The organism is Streptomyces sp. NPDC018029 (genome assembly GCF_044327655.1).
In the GTDB taxonomy this organism is placed as follows: domain Bacteria; phylum Actinomycetota; class Actinomycetes; order Streptomycetales; family Streptomycetaceae; genus Streptomyces.
Window position 1 is genome coordinate 440,105 of sequence record NZ_JBIRFV010000008.1, and the last position, 11,553, is coordinate 451,657.

The 11,553-nt window shown below is 69.8% G+C and carries 8 protein-coding genes; 3 read left to right on the forward strand and 5 right to left on the reverse strand.

Features of this window, described 5'->3' with window-relative positions:
- Positions 1 to 260: 260 nt before the first annotated feature.
- From ACH4D5_RS25950 to ACH4D5_RS25960, 3 genes are all read right to left on the reverse strand, one after another.
- On the reverse strand, positions 261 to 962 hold the full coding sequence (locus ACH4D5_RS25950) for an antibiotic biosynthesis monooxygenase (RefSeq protein ID WP_398306889.1): 702 nt from the start codon (positions 960 to 962) through the stop codon (positions 261 to 263).
- Positions 963 to 1,081: 119 nt separating this feature from the next.
- The gene (gene mltG, locus ACH4D5_RS25955; protein ID WP_398306891.1) at positions 1,082 to 1,894 is read right to left on the reverse strand and encodes an endolytic transglycosylase MltG; all 813 of its coding nucleotides are present in this window, start codon (positions 1,892 to 1,894) and stop codon (positions 1,082 to 1,084) included.
- A 43-nt stretch (positions 1,895 to 1,937) separates the two neighbouring features.
- On the reverse strand, positions 1,938 to 3,746 hold the full coding sequence (locus tag ACH4D5_RS25960; protein ID WP_398306893.1) for an ABC transporter ATP-binding protein: 1,809 nt from the start codon (positions 3,744 to 3,746) through the stop codon (positions 1,938 to 1,940).
- 94 nt (positions 3,747 to 3,840) lie between these two features.
- Here ACH4D5_RS25960 and ACH4D5_RS25965 point away from each other — a divergent pair, with 94 nt between their 5' ends.
- The 3 genes from ACH4D5_RS25965 (at position 3,841) to ACH4D5_RS25975 (ending at position 8,869) form a co-directional block, all read left to right on the forward strand.
- The gene (locus ACH4D5_RS25965) at positions 3,841 to 4,284 is read left to right on the forward strand and encodes a MarR family winged helix-turn-helix transcriptional regulator (protein ID WP_398306895.1); all 444 of its coding nucleotides are present in this window, start codon (positions 3,841 to 3,843) and stop codon (positions 4,282 to 4,284) included.
- A 34-nt stretch (positions 4,285 to 4,318) separates the two neighbouring features.
- Positions 4,319 to 7,243 (forward strand): FAD-binding and (Fe-S)-binding domain-containing protein, encoded by a 2,925-nt coding sequence (locus ACH4D5_RS25970; protein ID WP_398306897.1) that lies wholly within the window; start codon positions 4,319 to 4,321, stop codon positions 7,241 to 7,243.
- A 144-nt stretch (positions 7,244 to 7,387) separates the two neighbouring features.
- The gene (locus ACH4D5_RS25975; RefSeq protein WP_398306899.1) at positions 7,388 to 8,869 is read left to right on the forward strand and encodes a Gfo/Idh/MocA family protein; all 1,482 of its coding nucleotides are present in this window, start codon (positions 7,388 to 7,390) and stop codon (positions 8,867 to 8,869) included.
- A 69-nt stretch (positions 8,870 to 8,938) separates the two neighbouring features.
- Here the strand turns inward: ACH4D5_RS25975 and ACH4D5_RS25980 are convergent, their stop codons facing one another.
- Both ACH4D5_RS25980 and ACH4D5_RS25985 read right to left on the reverse strand, forming a co-directional pair.
- Positions 8,939 to 10,552, reverse strand: a complete 1,614-nt coding sequence (locus tag ACH4D5_RS25980; RefSeq protein WP_398306901.1) for a peptide-N4-asparagine amidase — start codon at positions 10,550 to 10,552, stop codon at positions 8,939 to 8,941.
- A gap of 105 nt (positions 10,553 to 10,657) precedes the next feature.
- Entirely contained in the window at positions 10,658 to 11,416 is a 759-nt protein-coding gene (locus ACH4D5_RS25985) for a L,D-transpeptidase family protein (protein ID WP_398306903.1), read from the reverse strand.
- Between the last annotated feature and the right edge of the window lie 137 nt (positions 11,417 to 11,553).

Sequence of the window (11,553 nt, forward strand, 5' to 3'; positions counted from 1 at the left end):
CATTCCCGGTGCACCTGAACCTTTCGTTGACCAGAAGGGGTCGGATCATGTGCGGTGCGCGGTGCGGTTGTTGCCCGTGGTTCTGCTGGTTCTGCTGATTCTGCGCGGAGCGCATGCCAGCCTCTCGCGCCAGTCGGCGCGGCACAAGAGGCCGGACGGCCACTCCGGGAGCGGTGGTTCAGGGCGCGGCGATTCACGGCACGACGATTCATGGCACGACGATTCAGCGCGCGGCGAAGCTCACCTTCGCTTGCCGCTGTTCAGGGCGCGGCGACGTTCACCAGGCTCTTGTACGGGAGGTAGCGCGGCACGCTGGGCTGGGTGGGGGCCGGAGTGACGCCCTCCAGGCCGTCGATCATCACGCCGAGCTCGACGGTGCCGCCCCCCTCGGTGAAGCGCCGCCAGGCCGACATGTCCCGCCACTCCCCGTGGTTGAGCACCAGCCGGCCGTCCTTGCTCGTGTGGAAATGGGCCGCGAGGAGACCCGGCGGGCGGGTCCGCTCCAGAATCGCCACCACACCGTCGATGAAGGCGCGCTGCCGGTCGGGCCCGTCGGTCTCGAAGATGGGCGTGACCAGTGCGCCGGGGGTGCTTTCCGCCCTTTCCTCGGTCGCATAGCTGCGATAGAGGGAATAGCGCACCTCCCCGGGCCGCTCGATGCCCAGAACCATGCGGTCGACCCTGCTCAGCTGCTCGGAGTTCTGGGCCGCGCGTGCCCACTCGCGGTGGGAGTCGTCGTCCGTCCACTGCGCGTAATTCAGTACCTCACGGCCGTTCTCGCTGAGGAATGTGGTGAACGACAGCATCGCCGCCGGGCGTTCCTGGTGTTCCCACTCCTCGATCACCAGGTCCGCGGCCTGCTTCTGGACCCCCGGCGCCGGCAGGGTCCAGGAACTGACGAGGATCGTCCCGGCGTCCGCGCGCCGGACGTCGGGAAAGGCACGTGATATCGGTGCGGCCATGGTCGGCTCCTCCTGCATACTGAGCGGTACGGTTGAGAAAAGCGTTGTACCTGAACCACGGTTGAGGTCAAGGAGAAGCCGAACCCCGGCGAGTCCCCCTATCTCGCCCTGGCCTCCTGCTACTTCTCCTTGTTGAACTCCCCCACGTTCTTCTGGTGTTCCTCGAAGCTCGCCGTAAAACGCGTGTCTCCCGGCTTTACCGTCACGAAGTACAGCCAGTTCCCCGGAGTCGGGTTGATGGCCGCCCGCATCGCCTCTTCTCCGGGATTGCCGATCGGCGTGGGCGGCAGCCCCATGCGTGCGTAGGTGTTGTACGGGCTGCTGATCTTGGTGTCACGTTCGCTGGTGGCCAGTGTGGAGCGGTTGAGCGCGTAGTTGATGGTGGAGTCCATTTGTAGCGGCATGCCCTGGTCAAGGCGGTTGTAGATGACCCGGGCGACCTTGCCCATCTCCTCCTTGGAGCCCGCCTCGGCCTCGATCATGCTCGCGATGGTGACGGTTTGGTAGAGGTTCACGGCATTCCGGTCTGCGCCCGCCGTGACCTGACCGCCGCCGAACTTCTTGTTCGCCGTGTTCACCATGTACGACAGGACGGATGCCGGAGTCGACCGCGAGTCGATCGGGTACGTCGCCGGGAAGAGGTACCCCTCGGGGTTGCCGCCGGCGTCGCGGGGGAGTTTGAGGCCGGCCTTCGGGAGAGCCTTCTTCGTGGTGCCGGCGGGCACCCCGAGGGCCTTGTCCACGGCCGCGTACACCTGCCCCGAGCGCCACCCTTCCGGGATGGTCAGCGTCTCGGGCTGTGCGTCGTCGTCAGGAAGCAGCAGCGGCACCGCCACAGCGGCTGCCGCGACGGCGGCTCCGGTCGCGATCAGGGCGATCCGGCCCCGGCGCGTCAGTTGAGTCGTGCCCCGTCTCGGAGTCTTGGTCTGCATGCGGGCACGGTAACCCGCAAATGCTCATATTCCTGGCATATCTTCACGTCACCGGCTCCAGTTGGGCGTCTCTGCGAACGAGGGCGGCGTAACGTCCGTCGCACTCCATGAGCTCCTCGTGGGTGCCGCGCTCCGCGGTGCGGCCGGCGTCCAGGACCACGATCTGGTCGGCGCCGCGGACGGTGGAGAGGCGGTGGGCGATGGTGAGGGTGGTCCGGCCCGCGGACAGCGCGTCGATGGCCTCCTGCACGGCTCGCTCCGTGCGGGTGTCCAGGGCGCTGGTCGCTTCGTCGAGGATGAGGACCGGCGGGTCCCGCAGGATGGTGCGGGCGATGGCCAGGCGCTGCTTCTCACCGCCGGAGAAGCGGTGGCCACGCTCGCCGACGACCGTGTCGTACCCGTCGGGGAGGGATGCGATGTGGTCGTGGATCTGGGCGGCGCGGGCGGCGGTCGCGAGCTCCTCGTCGGTGGCGTCGGGCTTGGCGAAGCGGAGGTTGTCCGCGACCGAGGCGTGGAAGAGATACGTCTCCTGGGAGACCACGCCGACGGCACGCGCGAGGGTGTCGAAGTCGAGGTCGCGCACGTCGACCCCGTCGAGGGTGACGCGGCCGGCCGTGACGTCGTAGAGCCTGGGCACCAGATGGCTCAGGGTCGACTTGCCGGAGCCGGTGGGGCCGACCACGGCGAGGCTGCCGCCCGCGGGTATGACGAGGTCGATGTCCTGGAGGGTGGGGCCCGACTTCTCGTCGTAACGGAACTCGACCTTCTCGAAGCGGACCTCGCCCTTGATCTCGTCGAGGTGCACGGGCTTCTCCGGCTCGGTGATGTCGACGGGCAGGTCCAGGTACTCGAAGATGCGCTGGAAGAGCGCGAGCGAGGTCTGGATCTGCACGCCGGTCGAGAGGAGGCTCACCGTCGGGCGGAACAGGCCCTGCTGCAGCGAGACGAAGGCGACGAGCGTGCCGAGCGAGACGGTCGGGCCGCCGGCCTGGAAGGCGATGCCCGCGGTCCAGTAGATGACGGCGGGCATGGCGGCCATGACGATCGAGATGACGGCCATGCGCCAGCGGCCCGCCATGTTCGACCGGATCTCCAGGTCGACCAGCCGCTCGGACTCCTCGGCGAAGGACTTGGTGAGGGAGTCGGCCCGCCCCATGGTGCGACCGAGGACGATGCCGCTCACGGAGAGCGACTCGGTGACCGTCGCGGCCATCGCGGCCATCTGCTTCTGGCGCTGCGTGGCGATCTTCTTGCGCTCACGGCCGACGCGGCGGCTGATCCACACGAAGACCGGGAGCAGCAGGAGCGAGACCACCGTGAGCCGCCAGTCGAGGGCGAGCATGGCGACGACGGTCGCGATGACACTCGTGAGGTTCGAGACGAGGGACGTGGCGGTGGAGGTGACCGTCGCCTGCATGCCGCCGATGTCGTTGGCGATGCGGGACTGGACCTCGCCCGTGCGGGTGCGGGTGAAGAAGGCGAGGGACATGCTCTGCAGCCGGCCGTAGACCGCGGTGCGCAGGTCGTGCATGACGCGCTGGCCGACGGATGTGCTGATCAGGGTCTGCAGGACGCCGAAGACGCTCGTGACGACCGCGCTGAGGATCATGCCGAGCGCGAGCAGGCTCAGCAGGCCCGTGCGCCCCTGCGGCAGGGCGGTGTCGAGGATCTCCTTGAGCAGGAAGGGGGTCGCCACCGAGACGAGCGACGCGGCGCAGACCAGCAGGCCCACGAGCGCGAGGCGGCCTCGGTAGGGCCGGAAGAGGCGGAGGATGCGGCGCATCTGGCGCGGCTGCGGCTCCTCGCCGGGGGCGGGGGGCTGCGGCGTCCAGGTGGGTTCGTCGTGACGCATGGGCTCCTTCGGGATTTCGGACGACGATGACTCAGGGAGCATAGCTCACTGTTACCTATACTCACAATGCACAAGGTCCTGGTAATGTTCCCGCATGAACACCCCGGACCCCGACGGCCTGCTCGCCGAACAGTTGCTGCGGCTGACCCGCAGGCTGCAGCGGATCCAGAAGCGCCATCTGGTGCCGATCGGCATCACACCCGCGCAGTCCCGCCTGCTGCGCACCCTCGCGCACTACGAGACCCCGCCGCGCATGGCCGACCTCGCCGAGCGCCTAGAAGTCGTGCCACGCGCCGTGACCACCCTGGTCGACGCACTGGAAGCCGCCGATCTCGTGCGACGCGCACCCGACCCCACCAACCGCCGGGTGATCCGGATCGAGCTCACCGACGCCGGGCTCAAGGCCCTCGGTGAGCTGCGCGGCGCGCGCCGCGCCGCCGCGGAGGACATCCTGGCTCCATTGGACACCGAGCAACGCGCCCAGCTGGGCGTCCTGCTGAACGCGCTGTTCGACGTGCCGGACGTCCGCCGCTGCTGACACCGTCCGCCGCCGCAACCGTCGAGGAGAGCTCATGCCACTGCTGGAGCCCGAGCCGGACACCCTGCGCCCCGGCCCCGCGTCGCGCACGGAGGGCCCGTCGCACGACCGCGTGCCGGACCGACGGGGCGGCGGCACCCCTGAGCCGCTGCGCTCCGACCTGACCGCGCTGCTCGGCGCGGACAAGGTCCTGACGAAGATCTCCGACCTCGTGCGGTACGCGTCGGACGCCAGCCCCTACCGCTTCGTGCCGCAGGTCGTGGTCGTCCCCGAGGACATCGACGACGTGTCGGCCGTCCTGTCGTACGCGCACGGCAAGGGCCGCGAAGTCGTCTTCCGCGCGGCGGGCACGTCGCTGAACGGCCAGGCGCAGGGCGAGGACATCCTCGTCGACGTGCGCAAGCACTGGTCGGGCGTCGAGGTGCTCGGCGAGGGCGAGCGCGCCCGCATCGACCCCGGCACGACGATCGTGCGCGCCAACACCACCCTGTCCCGATACGGCAGGGTGCTCGGCCCCGACCCGGCGAGCGCGATCGCCTGCACCGTCGGCGGCGTCGTCGCGAACAACGCGTCGGGCATGACCGCGGGCACCACCCGCAATGCGTACCGCACAGTCGCCTCACTCACCTTCGTCCTCCCCTCCGGCACGGTCGTGGACACGGCCGAGCCGGACGCCGACGAGCACCTGGCGCACGCGGAACCGGAGCTGTGCGAGGGCCTGCTGGCCATCAAGCGGGAGATCGAGGCGGACACCGAGCTGGTGGCCCGCATCCGCGCCAAGTACGAGATCAAGAACACCAATGGCTACCGCCTCGACGCCTTCCTCGACGGCGCGACGCCCGTGGAGATCCTGCGCGGCCTGATGGTCGGCTCCGAGGGCACCTTCGCCTTCATCTCCGAGGTCGTCTTCGACACGCTGCCTTTGGAGCGGCACACGACGACCGCTCTGCTGTTCTTCCCCTCGCTGCCCGCGGCCGCCGCGGCGGTGCCGTTGTTCACTGCCGCGGGCGCGCTCGCCGTCGAGCTGATGGACGGCAACACCTTGCGCGCATCGGTCAGCGTCCAGGGCGTGCCCGCCGACTGGGCCGGCCTCCCGAAGTCCACGGCCGCCCTCCTGGTGGAGTTCCGCGCCCCGGACGAGGCCGCACAGGAGGCGTACGAGGCGGCGGCCGCCCAGGTCCTCGAAGGGCTCGAACTGGTCGCGCCCGTCCCGTCGGTGACGAACACGTTCACCCGTGACGCGAAGACGATCGGCGGTTACTGGAAGGCGCGCAAGGCGTTCGTCACCGCTGTCGGCGGCTCCCGCCCTTCGGGGACGACACTCATCACCGAGGACTTCGCGGTTCCGCCGGGTCGGCTCGCCGAGGCCTGCGAAGCGCTGCTCGACCTCCAGACGCGGCACGGCTTCGACACCGCCGTCGCGGGCCACGCGGCACACGGCAACCTCCACTTCCTGCTCGCCTTCGACGCGGCGGTCCCCGCCGACGTGGAGCGCTACGCCGCGTTCATGGACGAGTTCTGCCGCCTGACGGTGGAGCGTTTCGACGGCTCCCTGAAGGCCGAGCACGCCACGGGACGCAACATCGCCCCCTTCCTGGAGCTCGAATGGGGGCCGAAGGCGACCGAGTTGATGTGGCGCACGAAGCAGGTCATCGACCCGGACGGCGTGCTCGCGCCCCGCATCGTCCTCGACCGTGATCCGAAGGCTCATCTGCGCGGCCTGAAGACCATCCCCAAGGTGGAGCCGATCGCCGACCCGTGCATCGAGTGCGGCTTCTGTGAACCGACCTGCCCCAGCGAGGACTTGACCACGACACCGCGCCAGCGCATCGTGCTCCGCCGCGAGATGATGCGCCAGCCCGCGGGCTCTCCCGTCGAGGACGGCCTCGTCGAGGCGTACGGCTATGACGCCGTGGACACCTGCGCGGGCGACTCGACCTGCCGGATCGCCTGCCCCGTCGGTATCGACACGGGGGCCCTGATGAAGGACTTCCGTCATGCGCGGCACTCGCCCCGCGAGGAGAAGGCGGCCGCCCTCGCCGCGAGGAACTTCAAGGCCGTCGAGGCGTCCGCGCGGCTGGCGGTGGCCGCCGCCGACAGGATCGGCGACCGGCTGCTGACCGCGGTGACCCGCACCGCCCGCAAGGCCGTGCGTCCGGACCTGGTCCCCGAGTGGCTGCCGCAGATCCCCGGCGCCGCCGCACGCAGACTGCCGCGCACCCGACGCGTCGGCGCCTCGGCCGTCTACTACCCGGCGTGCGTCAACCGCATCTTCGGCGGGCCGGGCGACCGCTCCTTGGCGGAGGCCGTTGTCGCCGTCTCCACGCGCGCGGGGAGGCCGGTTTGGATTCCGGACGATGTCGCGGGGACGTGCTGCGCGACGATCTGGCACTCCAAGGGGTACGACGCCGGGAACAGGGTCATGGCCAATCGCATCGTCGAGGCGGCCTGGGGCTGGACGGCCGGCGGTCGCCTGCCGCTGATCGTCGACGCCTCGTCCTGCACGCTCGGCATCGCACACGAGGTCGTGCCGTATCTGACCGCCGACAACCGCGAGCTGCACCGGGAGCTGACGGTCGTCGACTCGATCGTCTGGGCCGCCGACGAGCTCCTCCCCCACCTGACGGTGCACCGCACGGTCGGCTCCGCGGTGCTGCACCCCACCTGTTCCATGCAGCACCTCGGCGACGAGCCACAGCTCCGGGCCGTCGCCGAGGCCTGCGCGGACGAGGTGGTCGTCCCGGACGACGCGGGATGCTGCGCCTTCGCGGGCGACCGCGGCATGCTCCACAAGGAGCTCACGGAATCGGCCACGCGCAAGGAGGCGGCGGAAGTCACGTCCCGCGCCTTCGACGCGCACCTCTCGGCGAACCGCATGTGCGAGGTGGGCATGGACCACGCGACGGGCCGCGGCTACTACTCCGTACTCCTTGAGTTGGAGCGCGCGACACGTCCCTGACCGGTATTCCGCGTACCCCCTGATGCTCCTTCGATAAATCCAACTCTTCGGTCCCTCCAGTCTCTTGCGCCCCGGCCGGGCCGCCACCAGGGTGGCTTCCGCCCCAGTGGTAGAGACCAGCCGACATTCAGCTACGGAGGTCCGATGCACGACGAGAACGCCACCCCGACCCCTGACGGCACCACCCCCGACGACGGCACCCGGAGCGCGGCGGGAGACGGCCACTCCCGGCGCACGGTGCTCCGCACGGCGGGCCTCGCCGGTGCGGGACTCGGAGTCGGCGCCTTCGCCGGCGGCACGGCACACGCCGACACCCCTGCAGCCGCGGCCGCGGCCGCCCCGGCGTCGGACACAGGGACGGCCGAGGCTCCCGCCCGCAAGGGCGACACCATGATCGGCGTGCCGTTCGAGCGGCGCTCCACGGTGCGGGTCGGGATCATCGGACTCGGCAACCGCGGCGGCAGCATGATCGACCTGTTCCTCGCGATACCGGGCGTGCGTGTGGTCGCGCTCTGCGACCCGGTCAAGGACAAGACCGCGGCCGCCGCGAAGAAGGTCACGGCCGCGGGCCAGCCCGCCCCCGCGACGTACACCAAGGGCGAGCACGACTACGAGAACCTGTGCAAGCGCGGCGACATCGACTTCGTGTACGTGGCGACGCCCTGGGAACTCCACTTCGCCATGGCCAAGTCGGCGATGGTCAACGGCAAGCACGTCGGTGTGGAGTGTCCGATCGCGATGCGCCTCGACGAGCTGTGGGAGCTCGTCGACCTGTCCGAGCGCACCCGCAGACACTGCATGCAGCTGGAGAACTGCTGTTACGGCAAGAACGAGATGCGCGTCCTGCGCATGGCGCACGCGGGCAAGTTCGGTGAGCTGCTGCACGGAGCGGGCGCCTACAACCACGACCTGCGCGGTCTGATGTTCGACCCCGACTACTACGAAGGTCCGTGGCGGCGCCTGTGGCACACCCGGCTGCGCGGCGACCTCTACCCCAACCACGGCTTCGGCCCGGTCGCCAACTACATGGACGTCAACCGCGGCGACCGCGTCACGCACATCTCCAGCTTCGGCACGCCCGCCCTCGGCCTCGCCGAGTACCGCAAGGCGCACATGCCCCCGGGTGACCCGAGCTGGAAGGAGACGTACATCGAGAGCGACCGCACGATCAGTCTCGTCCAGACGGCGAAGGGGCGGGTGATCCGCCTGGAGCACGACGTCAGCACCCCGCACCCCTACTCCCGCATCAACAGCCTCGGCGGCACGAAGGGCGTCTTCGAGGACTACCCCGCCCGCATCTACATCGAGCCGGACCACACGGACGACCAGTGGGCCGACTTCTCCAAGTACGCCGACTTCGACCACTGGCTGTGGAAGGAGCACTCCAACCCGCCCGGCGGCCACGGCGGCATGGACTACATCATGATCTTCCGGCTGATGCAGACCATGCAGCTCGGCCTGGTACCGGACTTCGACGTGTACGACGCCGCGACATGGACGGCACCCGTGCCGCTCAGCCATCTGTCGATCAAGGCGAAGGGCGCACCGCAGGCGATCCCGGACTTCACCCGCGGGCTGTGGAGGAAGGCCCGGCCGGGAATGGACTCGGAGAAGCCGAAGGCGTAAGGGCCCGGGCGGGCTCGGTGGCGGGTTCAAGCCACCGAGCCCGCCCTCGGGCCTCGGCGTCCTCGCCGGTCAGCAGCGCCGGCGGTCCTCCGTCAGGGTTCCCTGGACGGTGGAGAGGGTCCGGTCGTAGCAGCCCGTGTCGCCGACCAGGCGGTAGCGCTCGCGCGAGATGCCCACGGCGTGCCGCTGATCGCGCGGGACGTTGGCGGTGTACGTCGCGTCGCCGTCGTAACGGTCGTCCAGCACCGACCAGCCGGTGCGCCGGCCACCGCGTTCGGTGACGCTCTCGGCGCGGTCCCCGAGGGAGATCTCGGTCCGCAGCCGGTCGCCGGCCCCGAGCGTCGTGGTGCCGTCCATGGTGTACGTCCGGTCGGTGCGCGCGGCGCGATGGCCCGTCGTGACCGTCTCGCGGTCGGTCCATGTGGCCTTGAGCGCGTCCGTCGACTCGCCGTCCGTCCAGCGGTGGACGGACGTGTTCGCGAGGGTGCGCGTCACGGTCGTCGAGACGCGGCCGTGGGAAGTGTTCACGTACCCCGAAACGCTCAGCCGGTGGCCGCCCTCCGTGTCGAGCCGGTGCGCCTCGCCGCCCGAACCGGGCGTGTAAGTCGACTTGTTGGCGAGGTCGCCCTCCTTGTGACGGGTCAGGCTGCCCGTGACGAGGTCGCTCTTCTCGTCCTGCCAGACCAGTACGTTGACCGGTGTGCTCCAGCCGGTCTGTGCCTCGGGTACGCCGGCGACGGAGACCTCCACCCGGTGCGGGCGGCCGTCGTTGAGGGTGCCCGCGAAGGGAGTCAGGTCGTACTCGATCGGCTTGATGTCGAAGGCGCGCGGTCCTGGGATCACGTACCAGAGGAAGGGGTTGGACCAGCCGCCGGTCCACACGGTCGGGAACGGCGCGGCGATGCCCGCCAGCCGGCCGTCGACCTTGACCTGCACCTCACGGTAGGGGCCCTTGTCGGCCTTGCAGGAGTAGGGCGCGGCGTCGGGCACGGTCAGGTACCAGTACTCCTCGCCGCCTCCGCCGGAGCCCGTGGCGTACACCTCGGCGACGATGCGTTCGCTGTTGCGCGGGGTGGTGAGGGTGGTGCCGGTGGCTCCATCCCCGAGGGGGATGATCCGGTCCGGGGTCTCGCGGGCGGCGGCGTCCGCCTTCCGCTGCTGGTAGAAGGTCAGCTTGACCTTGGCGTCGATGATGCCGGTGTAGGTGTCGTTGACGACGTTCCCGATGAGCATCTCGACCTGTTGGGCGCGGGCCAGAGTGTCGCTGTACCGCGTGACGTCCTTCTCGACGGACCAGGTGATGCCGTCGACCGACGGCTGCGGAGTCGACGTACGGAAGACTTCGACGCCGCCGATGCGGAGGTAGCCGAGACGGTCGTACTGGCGTCCCTTGACCTTTCCGTCGAGCCGCAGGACCACCTTGCCCCAGTCGCCCTTGCCGCACTTCTCCGGAGGGGCGTAGTCACCCTTGTACGGCGTGAAGTCCTTGAACTGCGCTTCGGCGACCGTCACTTCACAGGACTTGGTGGGCGGTTTCGGCACGGGTGGCGCGGCGGTGATCGGGTCGTGCCAGTCGTTCCCGAACTCCGGTGGGGGCGTGGCGGCCGCGGCCGGGCCGGCGCCGAGGAGGGTGCTCGCCGCGAGGGCCGCTCCGGCGAGCATGGACATGACGCGTCTTCTCATGGAGGCTTTCTATGGGGCGGTCGCCGATCACCGCAATGGTGCGGCCTCTCCCCCCCCCCGGCCTCCGGGGCGCCCTGCCGGGGCGCCCTGTCTTCCGCGTCGTGCTCAGGCCCGTAGGTTCGCCCTGTCACCCATCACCACGACCGGGTGCTGCTTCGGGTCGAGCGTGCGCAGCAGGTACTTCATGCCCGCCTTGGACAGGCTCACGCAGCCCGACGTACCGCTGCCGTGGTCCATGTGCAGCCAGATGCTGCCGCCCTTCGCCTGCCCTTGCGGCCGCGTCGGGTCGTTCGGCGGGGTGCCCTTGGCGCGGTTGTAGTCGATGGCGATGACGTAGTCGAAGTCGTGCCAGTGCGTCTTGGGCCAGTAGTGCGGGGCCTGCATGGACACCGACTCCGTGTAGGGGAACTTGGCCCCCGGGTCCGCGAGGACGCCCCCCGCGTCGGTGAGCGTGAATACTCCCACCGGGCTGCGCTTGTCGTTCTCACGGTGGTCGGTGGTCCACCCCTTCTTGCCATTGTGCGCGGGCCAGCTGCGGGCCTTCTCCCAGGTGGTGTCCTTGCTGCCCGACTTCGTGTAGAGCACGACGGTCGACTTCGCCGAGTCCTCACCGTCGCCGTAGACAGCCACGACCTGACGGGAGTTCCGAGGAATCTCTGACTGCAGACGGTCGCCGACGTCCGGAATGCGCCGGGGGTCGTCGGCCCCGGCCCGGTCACTCTGGCCGTGTCCCGCATTCTTGCCGTGCTCCCCGCCGGCGTCGCCCTTCCGCGAACCGTCGTCGTTCCCACTCGCGCAGGACGTCAGAAGAACACCGCAGGCCGCTGCCGCGACCACCACTCGCACCCCACCGGCTATTCGCATCCGTCCATGGTCGCACCCGCTCCGCGCTCCCCCTGTCCACCGCCACGGCGCACGGCGGGACCGGGCCGATTCTTTACCCCGGGGCGGAAAACCGTTTGCTTCCGACCACCGCGCGAGGCGAACCTTTCACGGTTTGT

Bases quoted from the DNA above. Each gene is read 5' to 3' on its own strand.
- ACH4D5_RS25960 (WP_398306893.1), bottom strand. From the start codon at position 3,746: ATGCGTCACGACGAACCCACCTGGACGCCGCAGCCCCCCGCCCCCGGC.
- ACH4D5_RS25975 (WP_398306899.1), top strand. From the start codon at position 7,388: ATGCACGACGAGAACGCCACCCCGACCCCTGACGGCACCACCCCCGAC.
- mltG (WP_398306891.1), bottom strand. From the start codon at position 1,894: ATGCAGACCAAGACTCCGAGACGGGGCACGACTCAACTGACGCGCCGG.
- ACH4D5_RS25980 (WP_398306901.1), bottom strand. From the start codon at position 10,552: ATGAGAAGACGCGTCATGTCCATGCTCGCCGGAGCGGCCCTCGCGGCG.
- ACH4D5_RS25970 (WP_398306897.1), top strand. From the start codon at position 4,319: ATGCCACTGCTGGAGCCCGAGCCGGACACCCTGCGCCCCGGCCCCGCG.
- ACH4D5_RS25965 (WP_398306895.1), top strand. From the start codon at position 3,841: ATGAACACCCCGGACCCCGACGGCCTGCTCGCCGAACAGTTGCTGCGG.
- ACH4D5_RS25985 (WP_398306903.1), bottom strand. From the start codon at position 11,416: ATGCGAATAGCCGGTGGGGTGCGAGTGGTGGTCGCGGCAGCGGCCTGC.
- ACH4D5_RS25950 (WP_398306889.1), bottom strand. From the start codon at position 962: ATGGCCGCACCGATATCACGTGCCTTTCCCGACGTCCGGCGCGCGGAC.